Below are 23,230 nucleotides of genomic sequence, written 5' to 3' on the forward strand. Positions count from 1 at the left end.
GGGAGCCGCCGGGGCTACCAGGTGATGTCCTGGTCCTCCGTCACGCCGAGCACGTCCCGGAGCTCAAGGACCCGCCCGTCCGGGAGGCGGATCGTGCCCGAGTAGAGGCCGATCGGCTGCAGGAACTCCGAGACGACAAGGCCGAGGTTCGTGTGGTTCGAGTGCGCCGCGCCGGGGACGAACCGGAGATCCACGGCGCCGTCCGCGGTCCGGACGCGCCACGGGTCGAGCGGCCGGGCCGCGTCGAAGGTGAACCGGCCCTCTGCGAGCGGGATCAGGTCGCCATCGATCCAGAGCGCGCACTCGGCATCGCCGATGAACCCCTCGCCCACGTTCAGACCGACGCGCTCGCCGCTCTCGGCGCGCCCCAGCGCGAGGCCCCAGCGCCAGGCCGTGCGGCGCGGCAGGAGGCCGCTCGTGTAGTCGTAGCTGGCGAGCGCTCCATCGAGCGAGATCCGGCGGCCGAGCACCGACGCTTCCCCTTCGACGCCGAGGAGCAGCCGCTTCTCGGTGGCGATCAGGACGCCGCGCGGCGCCTGCGCGATCGCCGAGAGCGCCGGCGGAGCCGCGCGGCTGTCCAGCCGGGCCTCCAGCGCGAGCCCGCGGAACGCGGCGGCCACAGCGACCCTCGACTCCCCGCGCGGGCGCTCGATCCGCACCTGCGCGCGGGGCAGCCACGCGCGCGCGGAGCTGCCTTCGCCGCCCACGTCGCCAACGCTCGCCGCGAAGGGAGGGCCGAACGTCGAGCGGTCCACGAGCAGCCGCCGGCCCGCCTTGTCGAAGACGACGCCGAACACGAGCGCGAGGTAGCCGAGGTGCACGACCCCGACGGCGATGAAGACCTCGTCGGACGCGAACGCCACGTAGGTCCACCGCTTGTGCCTGAGGAGCCGGTCGAGCCTGCGCAGGGCGAGCGGGCTCAGGTCAACGCGCGGGAGCTCGCCCCGGTAGGACCCGGCGCGCGCCGCTCCCGTGCTCGGATCGAGGATCGAATCGGGCGGCGTGATGAGCTCGCGCATCGCACGAGCGTAGCGGCGGCGCGGGCGCTGCCCAAGGCGGGCGACGCCTGAACATGACATCCGCGAAATGCGGTGAGCGCTGCCCTGCGCAGCCATCCGGCTCACCCAGCGGTCGCGAACGGCGGCGCCGGCGCGCTGCGCGCCCGCATCTCCCCCGCTAGACTCGCGTCATGATCGACGCCATCGCCACGCCCCCGAGCCCCCAGAACGAGCCCGTCCTCGCGTACGCCCCTGGCAGCCCGGAGCGCGCGGCCCTCAAGGCGGAGCTCGATCGCCGGGCACGGGAGACGATCGACATCCCGATGGTCATCGACGGCGAGGCGGTCCGGACCGGAGCCCTCGACGAGGTCCGCGCTCCGCACCGGCGCGACCTCCTCCTCGCCCACGCCCATCAGGGCGGCGCCGAGCACGTCGCGCGCGCGATCGAAGCCGCCCGGCGAGCGCAGCGCGCCTGGTCGCGGGCGCCGTGGACAGAGCGCGCCGCGGTGTTCCTCAAGGCGGCCGAGCTGCTCGCGACCCGGTACCGCCCCGTGCTCAACGCGACGACGATGCTCGGTCAGAGCAAGACGGCATTCCAGGCGGAGATCGACTCCGCCTGCGAGCTCATCGATTTCTTCCGCTACAACGTCCACTTCGCCCACCGGATCGCGGCGGAGCAGCCGGCGAGCGCGCCCGGCATCTGGAACCTCGCCGAGCCTCGCCCGCTCGAGGGCTTCGTCTTCGCGGCCACGCCGTTCAACTTCACCGCGATCGCGGGCAACCTGTGCGCGGCCCCGGCGCTGATGGGCAACACGGTGGTCTGGAAGCCGTCGGCGAACGCGCTCTACTCCGCGCACGTCGTGATGGAGCTCCTGATCGAGGCGGGCCTGCCTCGCGGCGTCATCAACCTCGTCATGGGCCCGCCCGAGCTCGTCTCGAACGCCTGCCTCGATCACCCGGACTTCGCCGGCATCCACTTCACGGGATCGACCGCTGTCTTCCGGTCGATCTGGCGCCGCATCGGGGAGAACATCGGGCGCTACCGGAGCTACCCGCGCATCGTGGGCGAGACCGGCGGCAAGGACTTCGTCTTCGCGCACGCGAGCGCCGACGTCGACGCGCTCGCCGTGGCGCTCGTCCGGGGGGCCTACGAGTACCAGGGGCAGAAGTGCTCCGCCGCGTCGCGCGCGTACGTCCCCCGCTCGCTCTGGCCGGCGCTCAAGGGCCGACTCGAGGGCCACATCCAGGCGATCCGCATGGGGGACGTCGCCGACTTCCGCAACTTCATGGGCGCGGTGATCGACGGGCGCGCGCACGCCCGGCTCACGGAGCGGATCGCCGCGGCGAAGAAGGACCCGGCGTGCTCGGTCGTGTGCGGCGGCGGCGGGCGCGCCCACGACGGGAGCGACGGCTGGTTCGTGGAGCCGACGCTGATCGAGACCACGGATCCGCGCCACGCCCTGATGACGGAGGAGCTGTTCGGTCCGGTGCTGACGGTCTGGGTCTACCCCGACGGCGAGGAGGACAAGGCGCTCGCGCTCTGCGACGAGACGTCACCGTACGGCCTCACGGGCGCCGTGTTCGCGCGGGACCGGGCGTTCATCGAGGCGGCGAGCGACGCGCTCCGCTTCGCGGCGGGCAATTTCTACATCAACGACAAGCCGACGGGCGCCGTCGTCGGGCAGCAGCCGTTCGGCGGCGGGCGCGCCTCCGGCACGAACGACAAGGCGGGCAGCCTGTTCAACCTGCTCCGGTGGGTCTCGCCGCGGGTCGTGAAGGAGACGTTCGCCCCACCGCACGCAGTCGCCTACCCGTTCATGGCAGCCGAGTAGGACGCGCGCGGCGCGCCAGGAGGCACGCGGCGGCGGCGCGGCGACGACGAGGTGGCGGGCCTCGTCGGTCAATCCTCCGGCGAGTAGTCGCAGGCGCCGGCCGCGAGGTCGGCGCAGGACCAGCTCTCCTCCTCGTAGCATTCGGCCTGACGCTCGATGGCGATGGCATAGGACGCGCGGTCGGATTCGCCGAGACAGATGGCGATGCAGGCGTCCTTGCCAGGGCTGTCGGGCTGGCACTCGGCGTTCTTGGCGCAGACGACCTCGCAGGGGTCGCTGCCCGAGCAGCCAGCCGTGAAAGCGAAGAGCAGCAGGGCAAAGACGAGCGCGGGACGGGGCATGGCGGAAGCTCCAGCGGCCATCGGAGCACGCGACGCAGCCGGCGGCGAGAGGCGAGCAGGAGGACGGCCGCGCGCCGTCAGCCTGCCCGGGAGATCAGGATGGAAGCGCGCCCCGACAGCGGTGACGCCGGAGGTGAGCTAACCGGCGACAGCCGTGCTCGATCCGCCGCGCCGAGCGCCCGGGCGAAGACCAGGTCGCGCCACGAGAGTTCAGGCCCGACGGATCACCCTCCCGGCACCGCTCACCGAGCTCCACAGCTCGCTCCGGCCTCTGGAGGCTTCATCTGTGGAGCAGCCCCCAATCGCCACGGTTTGTCCAGATCTTGCACCGTCAAAACCGTGCGCTCTCATGGCGCGCGCGACGAGCAGCAGTGTAGGTATACTATTCCCACGTAGCCACACCAAATACTGCTGTGGGACAGCAAACGTGTTGGAGGTGCCATGAGGTCGATGTATTTTTTGGGTTTCTTCGTGCTTGGCACGATCGCGGCGACGGCTGCGGGCTGCGGTGGTGATGACGACGGCAGCGGCGGCAGCGGCGGCGAGGGGGGAGCCGGGAGCACCACGACGTCGAGCGTGACCACCACGACCAGCGGCGTCACGAGCACCTCCACGGGCTCGGGCGACGTGGACGACGGCAACGACAGCATCGATGAAGCAGAGGAGATCCCCGCCGGCAACAACGGGCTAGACGGGACGCTCGAGCCGCTCGAAGAGGACGCGGACTACTATCGGTTCACCGGAACCAAAGGCCTGCCGGTCTACCTCATCAGCGACGCGAAGCCGGACGACGCCGAGAGGGATCCGACCTTCCCCGATACGGTCATCACGCTGCTCGACGCCGACGGGAACCAGATCGCGCAGAACGACGACCCGGTCGACGGCCTCACCAACGACAGCGAGCTGCTCACCGTGCTGCCCGCAGACGGCGAGTATTTCGTGGCCGTCCAGGACTGCAACGCCGCCTTCCCGCAGTTCGCCTTCCCGGACGGTTGCTTCGACCCGGCCGAGGTCGTCAGCTTCGACTACTCGCTGCGGTTCCTCCCGGTCAATCTGGGAGCCAGCGACACCGACAGCCTCGTCGGGGAGACGGAGCCCAACGATGGCGCCGAGCAGGCCGTGCCGATGCCGTATCAGCTGACAGAGAACGAATCGGCCTACTACACCACGTTCGTGTTCGGCAGCTTCGCGAGCGAGACCGACGTCGACGTGTATTCGTTCACCCCGCCGGCGACCCCCGAGGTCGACAACGCCCAGCTGGCCGAGCTCACCTTCTCCGGCCCGGGCGGGCCCGAAGGCAACGGCTCGACGGTGGAGGTCAGCGAGGTCGCCGTCTTCAACGCGACCGACCTGACGAGCGCCTATGCGAAGGTCGATCCGTCAAAGGGCGGCGATATCGCCGTTCCTGTGGAGGCCGGGCAAGAGTACCTCGTGTTCGTCAAGCGCCCCGCAGGTGCGGTGGGGAAGAACGACTTCTACATCCTGCTGAACAACCGGGCGAGCTCCGAGCCGCTCGAAGCCGCGGAGCTCACCAACGGCGATGTGACGACGCCGGAAGGCGGCCTGGTCTCCTTCCCCAACGGGGGAGGCGGCGTCAGCTTCGCCATCGAGGGGAAGCTCGCCGACATCGAGGAGGGCGCGGACGTCGACGTCTACGAGGTCCCCCTCGACGACGTGGAAGCGGGCTGGACGATCTCGGTCATCTGCGGAGCCCAGCGCCACGGCTCCGGGGTCCGCGAGCTCAGCGCCGAGGTGCTGAACGGAGACGGCACCCCGATCGACGCCACCACCCACTCGGCCACGGAGACCGAAGCGGAAGAGCTGTTCATCGATAGGGTCGCGCTCCCGGAGGCCCCCGAAGGCAACCGGCTGCTCGTCAAGGTGTCGGCCGGCACCCCGGCCGCCGATGTGACGAGCCGCGGTTACAACTGCCTCTTCGCCTATCTGCCGCCGGCAACCGACTGAGGGTCTGAAGCACCGCACGGCTCGAGCTCCCGTTTTCCGGGGGCTCAGGCCGCTCGGCGCTCTGGAGCGCGCACCGTCGGACAGCGCCGGAAGGCCTGGGCCGCGCGCTCCTCCGGTTGCCGCCCGTTGGGTGTTGCCCGTTGGGTGTTGCCTGTTGCCTGTTCGTTGCAGGCTCCAGCCACGGCATCGCCGGCACTCCCGCCCGAACCCCTCGAGACCCCGTGGTATAGCCGGACCGACATGAAGGTCGGCCACACGCCCGCGCGCCCCGGGCTCCTCTCCCTGCTCCTGCTCGTCGCCTGCAGCGCCGGCCCCCGGACCGGCGCGGTCGCGCCGCCGGACGGGCCCCGCGGCGCCGCCCCGCCGGGGACGACCTCGCATCCGGCGATGACGCCGCCGTCCGAGGAGGCCCCGGCGCGCGCCGAGTTCGACCCCGTGCCGCACGGGATCACCGCGGGCGGGGTGAAGCAGCTCTGCGACGATCACCTGCGCGCGGCACAGGAGCACCTCGACGCGATCAGGGCGCTCCGCGGCGCGCCGCCGGAGAAGCTCACCTACCCCGCAACCCTCCGGCGGTTCGACGACGCCGTGCTCGAGGTGAACAGCGCGGGCGACTTCCCGTACCTGATGGGGGTCGCGCACCCGGACGCGGCCGTGCGAGAGGCCGCCAGGCTCTGCGAGCCGAAGGTCGACAGGTTCACGACCGCGATGTGGCTGGACGCCGATCTCGCCGCCGTCATCAAGGCGTACGCCGAGACGGGCGAGGCGCGCGAGACGCTGAAAGGAGAGCGTGCCCGGCTCCTCTCCGACGTCCTCCGCGACTTCCGACGCAACGGGCTGTCGCTGCCGCCCGACCGGCAGCAGCGCCTCCGCGACGTGAACGAGCAAATCACCCGCATCGGACAGGAGTTCATGGCGAACCTGTCCACGTCGACCGCCTCGATCGAGATCGCGCCCGCCTCGCTCGAGGGGCTGCCCAAGGAGTACGTGGCGAAGCACCCGACCACGGCGAACGGCAAGGTCGAGATCAGCACCGACTACCCCGACTTCTTCCCGTTCGTCACCTACGCGAAGGACCGCAAGGCCGCGCTCGATCTCTACGTTCTGTTCACCAACCGCGGCGGCGAGAAGAACGTGAAGCTGCTCGAGCGCCTCCTCGCGCTCCGCTCCGAGAAGGCGAAGATGCTCGGCTACAAGAGCTGGGCCGACTACGCCATCGAGCCGCGGATGGCCAAGACGAGCGGCGCCGTGCGCGCCTTCCTCGACCAGGTCAAGACCGCGCTGAAGGAGCCAGCCAAGGCCGAGTTCGCCGAGCTGATGAAGGAGCACGTGCGGCTCGGAGGCAAGCCGACCGACAGGCTCCCGCCCTCCGAGCGCTACTTCCTCGAGGATCGGGTCCGCGCGTCCAAGTACCAGTTCAACTCGCAGGCGCTCTCGGACTACCTCGAGATCGGCGCGGTGAAGCAGGGGCTCATGGACATCACGGCGCGGATGTACGGGGTCGAGTACAAGGAGGTCCCCGCCAAGGCCTGGCACCCCGACGTGACCGCGTACGAGGTGCGCTCCGAGGGCAAGGCGATCGGGAAGTTCTACCTCGACCTCTACAGCAGGCCCGACAAGTACAAACACGCGGCGATGTTCGCCGTGCGGACGGCAAAGCTGCTCGACGACGGTTCGTGGCAGACCCCCGTCGCGGCGCTGGAGTGCAACTTCCCGAAGCCGGGGGCGCAGGCGGCGCTCATGTCCCACGAGGACGTGGTGACGTTCTTCCACGAGTTCGGGCACGTGCTGCACCACCTCCTCACGCGCTCCGAGCTGGCCTCCTACTCGGGGACCGCGACCGTGCGCGACTTCGTCGAGGCGCCGAGCCAGATGTTCGAGGAGTGGGCGTGGTCCCGCGAGGTGCTCGATCTGTTCGCGAAGCACCACGCGACCGGCGAGAAGATCCCGGACGATCTCTTCCAGGCGATGACCCGCGCGCGGGGCTTCGGGCGAGCGCTCGCGACGCAGCGACAGCTCACCCTCGCGTCGATCGACCTGGAGCTCCACACCCGCGAGCCGGGCTTCGACACGACCCTGGTCGTGGCGCAGGCGCAGCGCGCGAACGAGTCCTTCGCCTTCATGAAGGGGACGCACCTGCAGTCGAGCTTCGGGCACCTCATCACGTACGACGCCGGCTATTACGGCTACCAGTGGGCCCTGTCGCTCTCGCGCGACGTGCTCACCCGCTTCAAGCAGGAGGGCCTGCTCAACCCCGTCGTCGCGCGCGCCTTCCGCGACGAGGTGCTCGCCAAGGGAGGCGGCGTCGAGGCAGGCGATCTCGTCGCCCGCTTCCTCGGCCGACCGCCGCGCCACGATGCGTACCTCGCCTACCTCCAGGGCAAGGAGTGAACGCGCCTCGGCCGCGCCGCGGAGGCGGGGCCGGGAGCGAGGTTTCCAGGAGACAGGACGGGCGCCGCGCGCCCTCCGCCGCGGAACAGCGGCCGGGGCTCGGGAAGGACCTCTGACCCGCGGAGCTACGGCTCGATCGCGACGCCGAGCTCCTCGCGCAATGCGTGATAGGCGTCCGAGACGGTGAACGAGAGGAGATCGCCGATCTTCTCCTCCGCCGTCAGCACGCCAGGCGCATCCCCGCGCGAGAGCGACGACGCCGCGACCGAGAGCTCGCCGGTCAGCAGGTAGCCGACCCGGGCAGCGCACCGCTCCACCGAGCCCGCCCAGTGGGCGAGATCCAGCGGCGCGCGGATCTCGTAGAGCTCGAACACCGCGGCCTCCAGCGCGTCACGCTCGCGCTCCGTCAGCCGCTCGTCGAGCAGGGGCATCAGCGCGAGCACCGCGCCCTCGAGCTCGGCAGGAACAGGCTCCGACGGCCGCGCCACCTTGACCGCTGCAGCAAGACAGACACCGAGCTCCTCGAGCGAGGGGAAATGCAGGAGCAGCCGGTGCGGGCCGACGTGGTACGCGACGTGGCTGCCCACCAGGAACGCGAGCTCGGCGGCCGTCCTCCCGCGAAGCGCCTCGCCGCCGACCAGGACGCTGGGCTCCTCGACCGTCACGGCCGCGACCGCGATCGGCGCGTCCTTGCGGAGATAGACCGCCGGCGCGGCGATCCCGAGGCACCGGCTCGCCCACGAGAACAGGCGCACCACGCCCGCCGCGTTCCGCTCCGCGTCGGCGCGCGCGGCCGGATCGACGTGGGGGGCCTTCTTCTCCCGCGCGCGCTGGGCGAACCGCGCGCGGATCGCCGCGTCGGCGACCGACGCGAGGATCTCCTCGAGCGCGCGATCGCGATCGGCCGCGCGCAGGAGATCCCAGCTCCCCGGGCCCAGCCCGCGCGCGGGCTGCACGAGGCCCGCGGGCCGGTGCTCCTCGAAGATGAAGCGCTCCCGCTCCTCGGCGGCGCCGAGATAAACGGCCACGCTCGCCGCGGCCCAGGCCTGGTCGACGCGCCTCAGCTTCTGGAAGGTGTCGAACAGGTCGTGAAACACCTGGACGTTGCCCGGGTCGAGCACCGCCGCGGCCTGGAGGTGCACGGCCGCGCGCTCGATCCGGCCGGCGCTCCGCGCGAGCGACGCCGCGCTGAGCCGCCCCGGGACGTCGTCCGGCCGCTCGGCCACCGCGCCCTCGAACGCCTCCAGCGCGGAGCTGGGGTCCTCGAGGTGGTCGCGGAAGAGCATGCCGAGGCGGCGGCACAGCTCCCAGGTGACATCGCTCCGGACGCGCAGGCCGGGGATGCGCTGCGCCCGGTCGAGCATGCGCCGGTACGCGAGCTCGAGCTCGCCCCACTCCTGCCGCGCCGAGAGGAGGATCGCGATCAGCGCGAGCGGATCGAGGAACGTGGGATCGGCGTCGAGCGCGCGCTCGAGCAGGTCGATTCCATCCTGCTCGCGCGTGACCTCGGTCAAGGTGGCGCGGGCCTCGCCCTGCATCACGGCGCGCGCGAGCTCCAGGAGCGCGACCGCCCGCTGCCGCGGGTCCGGAGTGAGCTCGGCGAGGCAGCGGCGCGCGTCGAGCGACGCCGCGAGGTCGCCCGCCGCCTGGTAGAGCCGGCCCAGGCTGCGCAGGACCGCGGCGTCGTCCGGGCCGAGCTCCCGGGCCCGCTCCAGGAGCTGCTGCGCCCGCTCCGGATCCCCGGCGACGATCTCCCAGTGCTCGGCGAACCGGACGAGGAGCGCGAAGCGATCGGCGTCCCCCTCGACGCGCGTGAGCAGCCGCTCCTCCGCGGTGCGCAGCCTGGCGAAGTCCCGCTCGGCGAGGTGGAGCTCGACCAGCGCCTCGAGCGCGGGCCGGTGCTCGGGCGCGAGCGCCAGCGCCTTCTCGAAGCCCTCGATCGCCTCGCGGTGCCGCTCCTGGCGCCACCGCGCGTGGGCGATGCGCAGATGCACCTCCGCGCGCGCATCCCGCTGCACGACCCCGACGAGCGCGAGCGCCTTCTTGTACGCCGTGAGCGCCCCGTCGAGGTCCGACGCGGCGGCGAGCGTGTCGCCGGCCACGAGGTACTGCGCGACAGGGTCGTCCGGCGCGGGCGCAGGCGTGGTGGCGGCGCCGCCTTCGCCCGCGCTCTCGAGCAGCGCAGCCTCGGGCTCCCTCGCCCGGCGCCTGCCCGGAGCGCCGCCGCGCGGGACGAGCACCGCGAACGAACCCCGCCCGCCCACCCGCGCGAAGCAAGGGATGGCGCCGGCGAGGTCGGGGTTCTCCTGCACGCGGCGGAAGATCTCCTCCGCGGTGAGGCCCCTCTCCAGATCGGCCTCGTCGAGGTGCTCGACGAAGGCGCGGGTGAACACCGACGGCAGGTCGGCGTCGAGCGAGCCGATCGGGTGGGCCGAGACGAGGAGCTCGACCCCCGTCACGGGGGACGCCGCCGCCTGCTCCGCGGCGGTGACGACGGCGCGCGAGGTCGCCCCGGGGCCGTGGTGGCACTCCAGGACGAAGAGCACCTCGCCGCGCGCGCGATCGCGGAACACCGCGGCGATGTCGCCCAGCGCGTCGCCCACGCCGGGGTTCTCGGGGTCGAGGCAGAGGAAGAGCTCCCCGTCCGGCGACAGCGCGACCGCGCAGGAGGCATAGAAGAGGAACAGGGTGGAGGCCTCGTCGCGCGCGGCGTCCTCCGCGTCGACCAGGGTCCGCCGCGTCGCGACGAGCTCGTCGAACAGCGCGTCGAGCTGCTCCGCGAGATCCCGCGCGGGATCGACGTCGATCACCCGGAAGCCCGCGTCGTCCAGCGAGAGGCGGGCCCGGATGAGATCACCGTCCAGCGAGCCGGGCGCCGGCCGCTGATCGCGGTGCAAGCTGGGCGTGGCGACGACCGCCAAGCGCATCAGGGCGCCCTCTCCTCGTTGCGTACGCGCATGCAGGCGAGCAATCTACCCAGGGCCGCGCCCGAAGCGAAGAAGGTTGCCATCCGGCGTGCAACTCCGACGCGGCGCGAGGTCCCCCGTACGAGACAACCCGCCGGGAGAGAGCACGCATGAGCAAAGGCAGGGGTCGTTGGTGGACGGAAGCGCCCGGCAGCTCCGGAAGAGCTCGCGCTGCGTCATTCGCGCTCGCGGTCGCCCTCGCCTCGGGCTGCGGGGGCACGTGCGACGAGGCCGAAGACCACATGGAGGAGTGCGGCTTCCCGGGCAGCGACCTCTCCAGCGAGGCGTCGTGTGAGGGCACCGTCCGTTGCGCGTCGGCCTGCGCCGCGGAGGTGCCCTGCGGCGCGTTCGACGGAACGGACGCGGCCGCGTTCGAACGGTACAGGAGCTGCCTCGACGCGTGCTGAGGCGTCGCGGAGCTCAGCAGACGGCCCGGACGAGCGCCGCGCCGTCCTGCGGCCGCTCGTCGTCCCGGCCGAGGCACCGCAGCGAGACCTCCTTCCAGGGAGCCAGCCCCTCGCCCCCGAGCGGCTCGAGACGCACGAGGACGTCCTCGAGCACGCGGCCGTAACCATAGATATCGTCGCGCGGGTCGCTCGGCCGCCCGGCGAGCCGCTCGGGCGAGACGTACCCCGGGCTGCCGCCGGCCGACGGCGCGCCGCGGGGCCGGGCCAGCCCGAAGTCGCTGAGCACGGGCTCGGCGAGGCTGCGCAGGAGCACGTTGGCCGGCTTGACGTCGGCGTGGACGTAGCCGCGCTCATGGATGCGGGCGAGCGCACGGGCGAGCGGGCGCGCCCACCGCGCGAGCGGCGCGAGCGCCGCCGCGTCGCCGGCGCGAAGCACGTCCCGGACCGAGCCGCGCGCGATCCACTCGAGCGCGATCCACCCCTCGTCGGGGTCCGCGTCGAACACCCGCACCACGCCGGGGCCCGCGAGCGCCGCGACGAGCCGCACCTCGCGGGTGAGGTGCGACCGGTCGCCGCCGCGCCCGTGGTAGACCTTGAACCCGATGCGCCGGCCGAGCACCTCGTCCTCGGCCTCGTAGACGGCGCCGGCGCCGCCGCGCGCCACCTCGCGGAGCAGGCGGAACGGGGTCTTGCCCGCCGAGGGCGCGACGACGGTCACGTCCTCCGTGCGGACCGCCGCGGGCCGCTCCGCGCCGAGCGCCGACCGCCAGCGGTGGTGGCGCTCGCGCGCGCCGGGCGCGTCGATCTCCCGGGCGAGCACCCGCTCGATCGCGCCGACCGCCCGCGGGAGCTGCCCCAGCGACGCGTAGAGGTCGGCCGCGAGGACGAGCCCCTCGGTCGAGGACACCGGCTGCGCGCGCGACGCGCCGCCGCGCTCGCGCGACGCGGCGCCCTCGAGCACGGAGAGCGCGCCCAGCTCGTCGCCCCGGGCCGCGAGCAGGTCGGCGCACGCCACCCGGATCGGATCCGGCAGCACCCGCTCTGCCATCGCCGCCACGAGGTGCGCCACGGCCTCGGCCTCCCGCAGCGTCCCGCGCGCGCGCCGCAGGATCGCGATCACCTCGTCCGTCGAGGGCGCATCCCGCCTGCCGGAGCTCCGCAGGCGCGCGATGTCGTCGCCGCCGTCCTCGCGCATCGCGCGCCCCCGCGCGTCCCCCGCCGGCCGCGCCGGGTGCGCGCCGCGCGCGACGCCCGGCGCGGCCGGCGCAGCGCCCCCGGGCGGCGGCGCGCCGCCCTCCGCCGCGCCGGCGCCGCCGAGCCGCTCCTTGAGCCTCCGCCACAGGCTCATGCCGGCCCGCCCTCCGCGCCGCCGTCGCGCCGCATCGACGCGGCCTGGCCCGCGGCGGGCAGCCGGAAGACCGGCGTCCCGCCGCGCGACGCGGCGATCGCGTCGCCCGCGCAGAGCTCGACGGACGGCGCGAGCTGGTAGTCGCCGAGGAACGGCGGCGGCGCCCCCGGCGGCGTCTTCAGCGCGACGAACGCCGAAGCGCCCGCCCGATCGAGGCGGAGCCGCCACGGCCCGACCGGCAGATCGCCGAGCGGCGCCGTGAAGCGCTCGCCCGCGATCTCCACGACGCAGCCCTGCCCGATCCCGGGCGCGATCGCGCACGGCACCTCCCCGCCGAGCAGGACCTGCACGCCGCGGCCCACGGGCAGCGGCGCCGTGAGCCGCGCGCCGGCCAGCGTCGTGCCGTTGCGCGTCCCCAGATCTTCGACCTCGATGCCGGACGGGCCGCGCCGGATCCGCACGTGCGTCCGGCTGACGGCGCGGGACGCGACGACGAGGGTCGCCTCGCCGCGGCCGATCGTGACCTCGTCACCGAGGGCGCACCGCACGAGGGCGCCGCCGAGCTCGATCGAGAGGAGCGGCCCCGAGAGGAGCCGCGCCCGGATCGCGCGCAGCGCGTCGGCCACCTGCTCGCCGCCGCGGCCACCGCCGACCCACGCCTCGGCCACCGCGATCGCCTCGCGGCGCTCGGCCATCCGGTCGAGATCCGCGATCCTCGTCAGCGCCGCCGCGAGCTCGCGCTGGTCCCTCTCGGCCGTCATCGAGACGCGGAGCCGCTCCTCGAGCCGGTCGATCGCGCCCGCCGCGGCCAGCACGCGCGTCTCCGACTCGGTGTCGCCGACCAGGGCGTACGCGTCCGCCGCTCGCTCGAGCTCACCCGCCGCCTCGAGCTCGCGCGCGACCGCCAGCACCTCGCTCCGCATCGCGCTCGCCTCCCGCGCGCGCACCAGGTCGAACGCGAGCATCGCCTTGCGCCCGAGCGCCGCGCGCTTCAGCTCGGGGCTCTCCGCCGTGCGGAACGCCGACGCGCAGAAGGCGATCCGCTTCTCGACGCTCCGCTCGGCGTCGGCGCGGAGGAGCAGGACCCGGGCGGCGTCGTCCGGCATCCCGGCCTCGAGATACAGCTCGACCGCCCCCGCGAGATCGCCGGCGAGCTCCCTGGCCTCTGCCGCCCGGCGCCGGCTGTCCCCCCGCTTGAGCCCGAACCACTCAAAGAGACTCACGCAGCGCCATCCTCACCACCAGCCGCCATCCTACCCTTGATGCGCGCCGGCCCCAACCGCCAGCGTTGACTCCCTCCCTCGCCACCCGCAGGATTTGCGGCCTCGATGTCGACCACCAACCGCCTCGGCGAACTGCTCGTCCGCGAAAAGCTCATCAGCCTCCAGCAGCTCAGGCAAGCCCAGGAGGAGCAGCGCAAGACAGGTCAGAACCTCGGCTACGCCCTCGCCAAGCTCGGGTACATCTCCGACGGCGAGATCACGAGCTTCCTCTCGACGCAGTACCGCGTCCCGGCCGTCGCCCTCGACGAGTACGAGATCGACGCGGAGGTCTCGCGCCTCGTCTCGCGGGACGTCTGCGAGAAGCACAAGATCATCCCGATCTCCCGATCGGGCACGGCGCTCGTCGTGGCGATGGCCGATCCGACGAACCTCCACGCCATCGACGACATCAAATTTCTCACGGGCTTCAACGTCGAGCCCGTCGTCGCGTCCGAGACGGGCATCACGGAGGCGATCGAGCGCTCCTACAACGTCGGGCCCTCCTACGACGAGGTGCTGAGCGAGTTCGGGGAAGAGGAGGTCGGCTTCCAGGTCGAGGCCGACGACCTGAACGTCCTCGAGCTGGAGAAGGCCGCCGAGGGCGCGCCCGTGGTCCGGCTCGTCAACGCGATCCTCCTGAACGCCATCAAGAAGGGCGCGAGCGACATCCACGTCGAGCCGTACGAGAAGAAGCTCCGCGTCCGCTACCGCATCGACGGCGTGCTGATGGAGGAGATGCAGCCGCCGATCAAGCTGAAGAACGCGATCGCGAGCCGCCTCAAGATCATGAGCTCGCTCGACATCGCCGAGCGAAGGCTCCCGCAGGACGGCCGCATCAAGCTGAAGATGGGCCGGGGCCGGGAGATGGACTTCCGCGTCTCCGTGCTCCCGACGATCTGGGGCGAGAAGATCGTCCTCCGCCTCCTCGACAAGGGGAACCTGCAGCTCGACATGGCGAAGCTCGGCTTCGACCCGAAGCCGCTCGGGGACTTCAAGTGGGCGATCGGCCAGCCGTGGGGCATGGTCCTCGTCACCGGCCCGACCGGCTCCGGCAAGACGACGACGCTCTACTCGGCGCTCTCGGACCTGAACCAGATCGGCTCGAACATCAGCACCGCCGAGGATCCGGTCGAGTACAACCTGCACGGCATCAACCAGGTGCAGATGCACGACGAGATCGGGCTCAACTTCGCGATGTCGCTGCGCTCCTTCCTCCGGCAGGACCCGGACATCATCATGGTCGGCGAGATCCGCGACTTCGAGACCGCCGAGATCGCCGTCAAGGCGGCGCTCACCGGCCACCTCGTGCTCTCGACGCTGCACACGAACGACGCGCCCTCGACGATCTCGCGCCTCCTCAACATGGGCGTCGAGCCGTTCCTCATCACCGCCAGCGTGAACCTCGTGCTCGCCCAGCGCCTCGCGCGCAAGATCTGCACCGACTGCCGCGTCCCGCTGCGCCTGGACTCGGCGGTGCTCCTCGACTTCGGCTTCACCGAGCAGCAGGTGGCGCGCGCGGATCTCGTCCGCGGCGGGGGCTGCAAGACGTGCAACGGCTCCGGCTACAAGGGCCGCGTCGCGCTCTACGAGGTCATGCGCTTCACCGACTCGCTGAAGGAGATGGTCCTCCAGGGCGCGTCCACGGCCGAGCTCAAGGCCGCGGCCATCAAGGGCGGGATGCTGACGCTCCGGATGAGCGGGATCGAGAAGGTGCTGGCAGGCGTCACCACGACCGAGGAGGTCGGCCGCGTGACGATGGGGGACTAGCGCATGACCACCGAGCTTGTCGGACAGCAGGAGGGCCTCAGGTACACGCTCCAGCAGCTCCTCCGCGCGATGGTGGAGAAGGGCGCGAGCGACATGCACATCACGAGCGGCACGCCGCCGCTCCTGCGCATCGACGGCACGGTGGTGCCGCTCAAGCTCCCGCCGCTGATGCCGAGCGACACGAAGCAGCTCTGCTACTCGGTGCTGAGCGAGGAGCAGGTGGCGACGTTCGAGCAGCGCAGCGAGCTCGATCTGTCGTTCGGCATGAAGGGGCTCGCCCGCTTCCGCGCGAACATCTACATGCAGCGCGGCGCCGTCGCGGCCGCCTTCCGGCAGATCCCCTTCCGGATCATGAACTTCGACGAGCTGGGCCTGCCGCCGGTCGTGCTCGACATCACCGCCAAGCCCCGCGGCCTCGTGCTCGTGACCGGCCCGACCGGCTCGGGCAAGACGACCACGCTCGCGAGCATCATCGACAAGATCAACTCCGAGCAGCGCCTCCACATCCTCACGATCGAGGATCCGATCGAGTACCTGCACCCGCACAAGCTCTCGCTCGTGAACCAGCGCGAGATCGGCTCCGACACCGCATCGTTCAAGGACGCCCTGCGCTACGCCCTGCGCCAGGATCCGGACGTCGTGCTCGTCGGCGAGATGCGCGATCTGGAGACGGTCGAGTCGGCGCTGACGATCGCCGAGACGGGCCACCTCGTGTTCGCCACGCTCCACACGAACTCGGCGATCTCGACGATCAACCGCATCATCGACGTCTTCCCGCCGCACCAGCAGTCGCAGGTGCGCCAGCAGCTGTCCTTCACGCTCGTCGCCGTGATGACGCAGCTGCTCCTGCCGCGCGCGAACGGCCCGGGGCGCGTCATGTCGATGGAGGTCATGATCCCGAACGCCGCGATCCGGAACCTCATCCGGGAGGACAAGCTCCACCAGATCTACTCGCAGATGCAGATGGGCCAGTCCGGCAGCGGGATGCAGACGATGGCGCAGTCGCTCATCTCCCTCTACCAGCGCCGGATGATCACGCTGGAGGAGATGTTCGCCGCCGCCACCGACGCAGACGAGATCCGGGCGATGCTCGAGCCCCGCCAGGCCATGAGCTCGCGGAACAACCTCCCGAAGCCGACCTGAAGCCGACCTGCTCAGAGGCCCCTGCCCTTCGGTTCACCCTGCACGCTCGACGCGCCCCCCGGCTCACCGCGCGGCCCGCGCCACGGGGTCAGCCGCGCCCGCGCGCCGCGCCTGCCCCCCGAAGATCGCGGCAAATTCGGCCCTGTGGAGAGAGACCTCCACACTTTTTTGACATCTACCCAACCGTTCAGTAGGTTCCGCCCGATGCAGGGGCTCACCGAGCGGCAGCAGCAGGTCCTTCACTATATCCGGCAGTCGATCACCGAGCGCGGGTACCCGCCGACGCTGCGTGAGATCGGCGCGCATATGGGGATCCGCTCGACGAACGGGGTGAACGATCACCTCCGGGCGCTCGAGCGCAAGGGCTACCTCACCCGCGAGGACATGAAGTCGCGTGCCCTCCGGCCGCGCGACCTCGACGGCGGCGGCACGAGCGGCGGCGCCGAGCTCCGCGGCGCGCTGGTGGCCGGCGGCAACGACGCCCCTGCGAACGACCAGGACGACGATCTCGTCGAGATCGCGGTCGTCGGCCGGATCGCCGCGGGCCTGCCGCTCCTCGCCGAGGAGCACGTCCTCGATACGGTCCGGATCGAGCGGACGCTCGTGCGCGGCGGGCGCGAGGTGTTCGGCCTGCGCGTCACGGGCGACTCGATGATCGAGGCGGGCATCTTTAGCGGCGACTACATCTTCGTGCGCCGGCAGCTCACCGCGCAGCGCGGCGACATCGTGGTGGCGCTGATCGGCGACGAGGCGACCGTGAAGTATTTCTTCCCCGAGAAGGATTACGTGCGCTTCCAGCCGGCCAACGCGGCGATGGCGCCCATCCTGGTCCGGGCGAGCGATTTCAAGCCCGCGATGCTCCTCGGCGTGGTCGTGGGCGTCTACCGGAAGCTCTAACATCCTCTCCCTTTCCCGAGCCGGTTGACGCGCGCCGAGCGCCCTTGATAGCGTCGCGACCACCGGGCGGACGGTCCAAGGGCCCGCTCCAGAAAGAACGCGATCGTGACGACGCACGGGCGGCGATTCGGGATTTGGATTTCAGGCGCGGGCATGGTGCTCGCGGCCGCTCTCACGAGCGGCTGCGGCGGCGCCATCTACGCATTCACCGCGAACTCGGCCTCGAGCAAGCTCGAGACGGCGGAGGCGCTCGGCGCGGCGAAGTATGCGCCGTACGAGTACTACACCGCGCGAGAGCACCTCTGGAAGGCGCGCGAGGAGGCCGCGGCCGCCGACTACGGCGACGCGATCGACTTCGCCGACGTCGCGGAGGAGTACGCGGACAAGGCGATCACCCTGGCGAAGCAGGCACACGAGGGCGCGGGTCGATGAGCATTCGGATGAAGCGTCGACCTTCCCACCGCGCTCGTCGCGCCGGCGCCGGCGCCATCGCCGTCGTGATGATCGCGGGGTCCGCGCTCTCGTGCGCGCAGGTGCCGGTCATGCGCGGCGACATCGAGGCGCTGAGCACCATCGCGAAGCAGGCGGAGCGCAACGGCGCGCTCCGCTGCGCGCCGCGCGAGCTGGCGATGGCGAAGTCGCACCTGTCGTTCGCCAAGGTCGAGCTCGATCAGGGCTTCTTCGCCCGCGCCAAGGAGCACCTCGACATCGCGAAGGCGAACACGCACGCCGCCTACGATCTCTCGCCGCCGCAGAAGTGCGCCGAGCGCGGGTTCATCGAGGAGGCGCCGCCGCCCACGCCCGGCGACTGCGACGGCGACGGGCTGCTCGATCCGCAGGACAAGAAGTGCCCCTGCGATGCCGAGACGTGGAACGGCTTCCAGGACGACGACGGCTGCCCGGACGATCCGGACACCGACGGCGACGGCATCACGGACGGCAAGGACAGCTGCGTGCTCCTGCCCGAGGACAAGGACGGCTACCTCGACGAGGACGGCTGCCCCGAGCTCGACAACGATCTCGATACGGTCCCCGACCTGAACGACAAGGACAGCACCGGCAAGAACTGCATGAACGATCCGGAGGACCCGGACGGCTACGAGGACGCCGACGGCTGCCCGGAGCCGGACAACGACCAGGACACGGTGGTCGATCTCGAGGACCAGTGCCCGAACGAGCCGGGCGTGGTCGGCGGAGACAAGCCGGGCTGCCCGAAGAAGCCGAGCCTGGTCATCGTCACCGAGAAGGAGATCAAGATCACGCAGCAGATCCACTTCGAGTTCGACAGGGACAAGATCCGGCCCGAGAGCTTCCCGATCCTCGACGCCGTGGTGGAGGTCCTCCAGCAGAACCCGAAGATCAGGATCGAGATCCAGGGGCATACCGACAACAAGGGCGCCGCGGCGTACAACAAGAAGCTGTCGGATCGGCGCGCGGCCTCGGTGAAGAAGTACCTGGTGGCCAAGGGGGTCGACGAGGCCCGGTTGACGTCGAAGGGCTACGGGATGGAGCAGCCGATCGTGCCGAACACGTCCGATCAGAACCGCGCCCTGAACCGGCGCGTGCAGTTCGTCCGCACGGAGGGTGGCGCGCAGTAGTCAAGCAGCTGCTGGAGCGCCGCCCGGCGTGTCGGGGTACGCGCGTTCTCGACCGCGCCGTCCTGGAGCCGGATCCGGCTCGGATTCTGAAAAGCAAGAGCCCCTCCCCAGCATTTCCTGGAGGTTCGAACCCGTGTTTTCTTGTCGCTCACGCCGCGCTCGCCTCGCGTTCGCACTGACTTCGCTGCTCGTCCTTGGCGCGCCGGCGGCGGCCAGCGCCGCCGGTGAGAGGGACGCGGAGGCGATGAAGCTGCACAACCAGGCGATGGACGACGACTATCTCTCTGTCGAGTTCGACAAGGCGGAGAAGAAGCTCAAAGACGCCCTGAAGAAGTGCGGGAAGAGCGCGTGCTCGAAGCCGGTGATCGGCAAGCTGCACATCGCGCTCGGCACGGTGTACGGCGGCGGCGACAAGCTGGATCAGGCCAAGGCGGAGTTCGTGCTGGCGCTCCGGGCCGACCCGAAGGCGGCGCTCATCGACGCGCTGACGACGACCGAGCTGGCCCAGGCGTTCAAGGACGCCCAGAAAGAGGCGCAGGGCGAGGGCGGCAGGCCCGCGAAGGCCGCCGCGGGCGACGTCCCGCACACGCCGGTGGCGGAGCAGACGGTGAACACGCCGGTGCCCGTCTATGTCGAGATCCCGGAGGAGATCGACGCGTCCAAGGCGACGGTGCGGTACAAGCCGTTCGGCTCGCCCAAGTGGAAGTCGCTCGAGATGACGAGCATGGGGAGCGGCTTCGGGGCGGAGATCCCCTGCGAGGATGCCACGACGACCGGCGAACTCCGGTATTTCGTGATCCTGCGGGACGAGGCGGGCGATCCGGTGGGCACCGCCGGCTCGATGCAGGCGCCGCACCGGGTGCCGATCAAGAACGAGATCGAGCAGGAGCCGTCTCTCCCCGGCCAGGAGCCGCCGAAGCGGTGCGCCGCGAAGGAGGATTGTCCGCCTGGCCTGCCCGGTTGCCCCGAGGCCGGCGGCGAGCGCGGGGACAAGGACTGGGGCTCGGCCTGCGAGGAGACCGTGGAGTGCCAGTCCGGGCTCGTCTGCCTGAACGGGACCTGCGAGCAGGGGACCGAAGGCGGGGGCGGCGGAGCCGCCAGCGACAAGGGCAAGGGCAACCGCAACGTGATCGGCCTCTGGGGTGGGCTCGACCTGCTCCTCGTGCGCGGCACGGATTACGTCTGCTCGGGCAGCGACGCCGCCTACGCCTGCTTCTATCCGGGCAGCGACGGCAAGCAGTTCTACGGCGAGCCGGCGGATCTCCCCGGAACGAACGGGGTCAAGGGTGGCCTGAGCCCCGCTGGCGGACGTGTGATGTTGTCGTACGACCGGCAGCTCTTCGCGAACCTGCCGCTGCTCGTGGGTGTGCGGCTTGGATTTGCCTTCGGCGGCTCGCCGACCTCCGCCGAAGAGCCGACGTCGTGGGGCGGGGCGCAGAACCCGCATCTCCAGGCGCTCAGCTTCCTGCCCCTCCACGCGGAGCTCCGCGCCGCGTACTTCCTCCTGGGAGATCGGATTGTCGAGAAGGGTGGATTCCGCCCGTATGGGTTCCTGTCGCCCATTGGTCTGGCCCAGGTGAACGCCTCGGTGCCAGTGGATGTGTGCGATCGTCGGAGGGAGGACGGCTCGCTGCAGGAGGGGAGCGGCAGCAACAGGTGCCCGTCGGACACCCGTTTCGTCGAGGATCTCGACGCCTACCAGATCACCGGTCGGAACTTCTCGGCGGTCGGCGCCGGCGTGGTCTATGGCATCACCCCGCACTTCGGTGTGTCCGCCGAGGTGAAGGTCATGCTGATGTGGCCGACGCTCGGCCTCGTCCTAGCGCCCACCATCGGCCCGGTCTTCGCCCTCTAGCCCCCCGCGCCATTCCCGCCCCCCGGCGACCTTCTCGCCACGCAGGCGCGCTCCGCCACGCAGGCGCGCTCCGCCCACGCAGGCGCGCTCCGCCACGCCAAGCCTCTCCCGTTCCCCCGTTCCCCCCCCCACAGCGCGGGGGAGCGCCCGCACAGGAGACGGGCCCAGATCGGCGTTTTCGGCGCGCAGGCGTACTCTCGTACGCCGAGCACCGAAAACGTCGAGATGGGCCCGTCTCCGAAGCGGGCGCCCCCCGCGCTAGAGGTCGAAGCGTTCGGTGCCGAGCAACTGGTAGAGCGCGTAGAGCGCCCCGGCGTCGTGATGCTCGAAGCGAACGCCCCCGCGGGCCGGTCTCCCCGCCGGCCCGCGGCGGATCCAGGCGATCCGGCCGCGGAGGCTCAGCGGGTCCCAGAGGTTCGGGGTGGTGACCTCGAGCGTCACCGAGGCCTCGGGATCCAGGAGCTCCGACGCGAGCTGAGCCTCGGACAGCTCGATGCCGGCGCCGCCCAGCCCCAGATCGCGGATGCGAACGCCGTGCTCCTCGAACGACTGCCTATCGCGCAGCGTCGCCCCAAGATCGACGCGTCGCCGCGCATGAGCGCGAAAGTGGTCCCGGACTGCCATCCCGGCGCATTCTCCAGTCGGCGCGAACATATCACGAGAGGCGCGCGCACATGCTCGGTTCACCAAGCCCTGCAACGCAGGGGCACGGGCGCGAGCACGCGCGCACGAACAGCATGCTCGCCCGGTGGCCCATGGCCGCGTTCGGTAAAGCGACCGTCACGTGTTAGCCTTTGGGCTTCGCGGCGAACCTTGGGTAACATGCGGACGAGATCCGCAGGAGCGAGTCGCGAAGTAGACGGGAGTTCTACCCTGATGGCCCAGGACACACGCAAAGATCCGCGAGCGAGGGTGCTGCAGATGACCGTGCGCTACAAGAGCGCCACGGTCGACGAGTTCATCGAGCACCACTCGCATGACGTGAGCCGGGGCGGCATCTTCATCAAGACGCCGTCGCCCTTCCCCGCCGGCACGCTGCTCAAGTTCGAGATCCGTCTGCTGGACGAGCAGGCCGTCATCGCCGGCGTCGGTCGCGTCGTATGGAAGCGGGAGCCTGCGCAGGGGAGCGACGCGCACCCGTCCGGCATGGGCGTGAAGTTCATCAAGATCGATGAGAAGTCCAAGGCCGTCATCACCCGCCTGGTCGACGCGCAGCAGGGCGCCGGATCGGCGTTCGAGGCCGGCATCACCGACCTGGGCGACGAGGCGCCGGAGCCCGCGGCGGCGACGGCGACGGCGACGGCGACGGCGACCGCGCCCGCGCCGGCGCCGCAGGCCGAGACTGCGGCCGCGAAGGCCGCGCAGGTGAAGCGGGCGTCGACGATGCTGGGGCTCGGCTCGATCGGGGCGACCTCGAAGGGCGACGCGACGAAGAAGGCCGACCCCGTGGAGGCCGGCGGCTTTTTCCCGCAGACGAACCCCGAGAAGGAGATGCCGCCGCCCGACGAGCGGACGATGATGAAGCAGGCGGCCGAGCTGCTGAAGCAGGCGCTCGCCGAGGCCGGCGGCTCGCTGGATGAGATCGGCGCGTCCAAGGAGCCGCTCATCGCCACCCCGCCGAAGAAGGCCGAGCCCGCGCCGGTGCCGAAGCAGGAGCGGGCGAAGCCGCTGGCCGAGCCAGCGGCCGTTCCGGTCGCGGCGGTCGCGCAGCTGGCGAACGAGAGGGAAACGCGGGACGATCTGCCCGCGGCCGAGGCGAGAGCAGCCAAGGTCTCCGCGGTGAAGAAGCCGGCGGAGGTGGCGGACAGGACGCCGGCCGAGGAGCTGCACGGCAAGCCCGCGCGCCAGGAAGAGAAGGCGGCCGACGAGCCGGCCAGGGCAAAGCCTGTGGCCGCCAAGCCGAAGGACGACAAGGCGGTCGCCGCCAAGGCCGCAGCCACGGGCAAGGCCCCGCTCGCGCAGGAAGAGGAGAGCAGCGGAACCGGACGGCTGCTCACGATCCTGCTGGTCGCGGCGGCGCTCTGCGGCGCGCTCTGGCTCGTGTTCGGCCAGAGCGAACCCAAGTCGACCGCACCCGCGCCGGCCGCGCCCGCCCCGGAGCAGCCCGCGGCGAAGCCCGAGGCTCCGGAGGAGAAGCCCCGGCCGACCGAGGTCGTGCCCGCGGCAACGGACACGACCGCGCCCACGGCGCCGGCTGCGCCCGCAGCGGCCCCCGAGGTGACTGCGGCGCCTACGCCCACGCCCACCGTCGAGGCCCCCACCAAGGCGACGGCGGAGCCCACGGCGACCGCCGAGCCGGCAGCGCCCACGGCGACCGCCGAGCCGGCAGCGCCCACGGCGACCCCAGAGCCCGCCGCCCCCAAGCCGACGGCCAGGCCGGCGCCCAGGCCGAGGCCGGCCGCGCCGAAGCCGCCGAAGAACGACGATCCCTACGGTTGAGGACGAGGCCGTGGGTCACCC

General features: G+C 71.6%; 17 protein-coding genes. 11 read left to right on the plus strand and 6 right to left on the minus strand.

Features of this window, described 5'->3' with window-relative positions; translation table 11 throughout:
• Positions 1-14 precede the first annotated feature (14 nt).
• Positions 15-1,019 carry a DUF2804 domain-containing protein gene (locus tag WMF36_RS23730; protein ID WP_437573013.1) on the minus strand — a complete coding sequence of 335 codons (1,005 nt, stop codon included), beginning with the start codon at positions 1,017-1,019 and terminating at the stop codon, positions 15-17.
• A gap of 170 nt (positions 1,020-1,189) precedes the next feature.
• Here WMF36_RS23730 and pruA point away from each other — a divergent pair, with 170 nt between their 5' ends.
• Positions 1,190-2,830 carry an L-glutamate gamma-semialdehyde dehydrogenase gene (gene pruA, locus WMF36_RS23735; protein ID WP_437573014.1) on the plus strand — a complete coding sequence of 547 codons (1,641 nt, stop codon included), beginning with the start codon at positions 1,190-1,192 and terminating at the stop codon, positions 2,828-2,830.
• A 68-nt stretch (positions 2,831-2,898) separates the two neighbouring features.
• On the opposite strand, the gene WMF36_RS23740 is transcribed toward pruA, so the two are convergent.
• On the minus strand, positions 2,899-3,171 hold the full coding sequence (locus tag WMF36_RS23740) for a hypothetical protein (RefSeq protein WP_437573015.1): 273 nt from the start codon (positions 3,169-3,171) through the stop codon (positions 2,899-2,901).
• Positions 3,172-3,612: 441 nt separating this feature from the next.
• On the opposite strand from WMF36_RS23740, the gene WMF36_RS23745 reads away from it, so the two are divergent.
• Together WMF36_RS23745 and WMF36_RS23750 are read left to right on the plus strand one after the other, a co-directional pair.
• Positions 3,613-5,136 carry a hypothetical protein gene (locus tag WMF36_RS23745; RefSeq protein ID WP_437573016.1) on the plus strand — a complete coding sequence of 508 codons (1,524 nt, stop codon included), beginning with the start codon at positions 3,613-3,615 and terminating at the stop codon, positions 5,134-5,136.
• Between the two features lie 240 nt (positions 5,137-5,376).
• Complete coding sequence (locus tag WMF36_RS23750) at positions 5,377-7,527, plus strand: M3 family metallopeptidase (RefSeq protein WP_437573017.1); 2,151 nt, start codon at positions 5,377-5,379, stop codon at positions 7,525-7,527.
• A 125-nt stretch (positions 7,528-7,652) separates the two neighbouring features.
• Here the strand turns inward: WMF36_RS23750 and WMF36_RS23755 are convergent, their stop codons facing one another.
• Positions 7,653-10,454 carry a tetratricopeptide repeat protein gene (locus WMF36_RS23755; protein ID WP_437573018.1) on the minus strand — a complete coding sequence of 934 codons (2,802 nt, stop codon included), beginning with the start codon at positions 10,452-10,454 and terminating at the stop codon, positions 7,653-7,655.
• A 149-nt stretch (positions 10,455-10,603) separates the two neighbouring features.
• Here WMF36_RS23755 and WMF36_RS23760 point away from each other — a divergent pair, with 149 nt between their 5' ends.
• On the plus strand, positions 10,604-10,900 hold the full coding sequence (locus WMF36_RS23760; protein WP_437573019.1) for a hypothetical protein: 297 nt from the start codon (positions 10,604-10,606) through the stop codon (positions 10,898-10,900).
• A 13-nt stretch (positions 10,901-10,913) separates the two neighbouring features.
• Here WMF36_RS23760 and WMF36_RS23765 read toward each other — a convergent pair whose 3' ends face one another.
• Both WMF36_RS23765 and WMF36_RS23770 read right to left on the minus strand, forming a co-directional pair.
• Positions 10,914-12,248 (minus strand): serine/threonine-protein kinase, encoded by a 1,335-nt coding sequence (locus WMF36_RS23765; protein WP_437573020.1) that lies wholly within the window; start codon positions 12,246-12,248, stop codon positions 10,914-10,916.
• A complete protein-coding gene (locus tag WMF36_RS23770) occupies positions 12,245-13,471 on the minus strand; it encodes an FHA domain-containing protein (protein ID WP_437573021.1) in 1,227 nt (408 codons plus the stop codon). Before WMF36_RS23770 ends, WMF36_RS23765 begins: the two co-directional genes overlap by 4 nt.
• A gap of 105 nt (positions 13,472-13,576) precedes the next feature.
• On the opposite strand from WMF36_RS23770, the gene pilB reads away from it, so the two are divergent.
• The 6 genes from pilB (at position 13,577) to WMF36_RS23800 (ending at position 20,770) form a co-directional block, all read left to right on the plus strand.
• Positions 13,577-15,277, plus strand: coding sequence for a type IV-A pilus assembly ATPase PilB (gene pilB, locus WMF36_RS23775; protein WP_437573022.1), 1,701 nt, complete (start codon positions 13,577-13,579; stop codon positions 15,275-15,277).
• Between the two features lie 3 nt (positions 15,278-15,280).
• Complete coding sequence (locus tag WMF36_RS23780; protein WP_437573023.1) at positions 15,281-16,420, plus strand: type IV pilus twitching motility protein PilT; 1,140 nt, start codon at positions 15,281-15,283, stop codon at positions 16,418-16,420.
• A 204-nt stretch (positions 16,421-16,624) separates the two neighbouring features.
• Entirely contained in the window at positions 16,625-17,317 is a 693-nt protein-coding gene (lexA, locus tag WMF36_RS23785; RefSeq protein WP_437573024.1) for a transcriptional repressor LexA, read from the plus strand.
• A gap of 153 nt (positions 17,318-17,470) precedes the next feature.
• A complete protein-coding gene (locus WMF36_RS23790) occupies positions 17,471-17,749 on the plus strand; it encodes a DUF4398 domain-containing protein (protein WP_437302040.1) in 279 nt (92 codons plus the stop codon).
• An 8-nt stretch (positions 17,750-17,757) separates the two neighbouring features.
• Complete coding sequence (locus WMF36_RS23795; RefSeq protein ID WP_437573026.1) at positions 17,758-18,915, plus strand: OmpA family protein; 1,158 nt, start codon at positions 17,758-17,760, stop codon at positions 18,913-18,915.
• Between the two features lie 244 nt (positions 18,916-19,159).
• Positions 19,160-20,770, plus strand: a complete 1,611-nt coding sequence (locus WMF36_RS23800; RefSeq protein WP_437573027.1) for a hypothetical protein — start codon at positions 19,160-19,162, stop codon at positions 20,768-20,770.
• A gap of 258 nt (positions 20,771-21,028) precedes the next feature.
• On the opposite strand, the gene WMF36_RS23805 is transcribed toward WMF36_RS23800, so the two are convergent.
• The gene (locus WMF36_RS23805) at positions 21,029-21,394 is read right to left on the minus strand and encodes a PilZ domain-containing protein (protein WP_437475591.1); all 366 of its coding nucleotides are present in this window, start codon (positions 21,392-21,394) and stop codon (positions 21,029-21,031) included.
• A 252-nt stretch (positions 21,395-21,646) separates the two neighbouring features.
• Between WMF36_RS23805 and WMF36_RS23810 the strand changes: the two genes are divergently transcribed.
• The gene (locus WMF36_RS23810; protein ID WP_437573028.1) at positions 21,647-23,209 is read left to right on the plus strand and encodes a TIGR02266 family protein; all 1,563 of its coding nucleotides are present in this window, start codon (positions 21,647-21,649) and stop codon (positions 23,207-23,209) included.
• Positions 23,210-23,230 lie beyond the last annotated feature (21 nt).

The sequence above is a fragment of the Sorangium sp. So ce887 genome, from assembly GCF_051521455.1.
Classification (GTDB): Bacteria; Myxococcota_A; Polyangia; order Polyangiales; family Polyangiaceae; genus Sorangium.

What these genes read in the sequence shown, in the direction of transcription:
- WMF36_RS23730 (WP_437573013.1), bottom strand. Translation starts at nt 1,019, where the DNA reads ATGCGCGAGCTCATCACGCCGCCCGATTCGATCCTCGATCCGAGCACG.
- pruA (WP_437573014.1), top strand. Translation starts at nt 1,190, where the DNA reads ATGATCGACGCCATCGCCACGCCCCCGAGCCCCCAGAACGAGCCCGTC.
- WMF36_RS23740 (WP_437573015.1), bottom strand. Translation starts at nt 3,171, where the DNA reads ATGCCCCGTCCCGCGCTCGTCTTTGCCCTGCTGCTCTTCGCTTTCACG.
- WMF36_RS23745 (WP_437573016.1), top strand. Translation starts at nt 3,613, where the DNA reads ATGAGGTCGATGTATTTTTTGGGTTTCTTCGTGCTTGGCACGATCGCG.
- WMF36_RS23750 (WP_437573017.1), top strand. Translation starts at nt 5,377, where the DNA reads ATGAAGGTCGGCCACACGCCCGCGCGCCCCGGGCTCCTCTCCCTGCTC.
- WMF36_RS23755 (WP_437573018.1), bottom strand. Translation starts at nt 10,454, where the DNA reads ATGCGCTTGGCGGTCGTCGCCACGCCCAGCTTGCACCGCGATCAGCGG.
- WMF36_RS23760 (WP_437573019.1), top strand. Translation starts at nt 10,604, where the DNA reads ATGAGCAAAGGCAGGGGTCGTTGGTGGACGGAAGCGCCCGGCAGCTCC.
- WMF36_RS23765 (WP_437573020.1), bottom strand. Translation starts at nt 12,248, where the DNA reads ATGAGCCTGTGGCGGAGGCTCAAGGAGCGGCTCGGCGGCGCCGGCGCG.
- pilB (WP_437573022.1), top strand. Translation starts at nt 13,577, where the DNA reads ATGTCGACCACCAACCGCCTCGGCGAACTGCTCGTCCGCGAAAAGCTC.
- WMF36_RS23780 (WP_437573023.1), top strand. Translation starts at nt 15,281, where the DNA reads ATGACCACCGAGCTTGTCGGACAGCAGGAGGGCCTCAGGTACACGCTC.
- lexA (WP_437573024.1), top strand. Translation starts at nt 16,625, where the DNA reads ATGCAGGGGCTCACCGAGCGGCAGCAGCAGGTCCTTCACTATATCCGG.
- WMF36_RS23790 (WP_437302040.1), top strand. Translation starts at nt 17,471, where the DNA reads ATGGTGCTCGCGGCCGCTCTCACGAGCGGCTGCGGCGGCGCCATCTAC.
- WMF36_RS23795 (WP_437573026.1), top strand. Translation starts at nt 17,758, where the DNA reads ATGAAGCGTCGACCTTCCCACCGCGCTCGTCGCGCCGGCGCCGGCGCC.
- WMF36_RS23800 (WP_437573027.1), top strand. Translation starts at nt 19,160, where the DNA reads ATGAAGCTGCACAACCAGGCGATGGACGACGACTATCTCTCTGTCGAG.
- WMF36_RS23805 (WP_437475591.1), bottom strand. Translation starts at nt 21,394, where the DNA reads ATGGCAGTCCGGGACCACTTTCGCGCTCATGCGCGGCGACGCGTCGAT.
- WMF36_RS23810 (WP_437573028.1), top strand. Translation starts at nt 21,647, where the DNA reads ATGGCCCAGGACACACGCAAAGATCCGCGAGCGAGGGTGCTGCAGATG.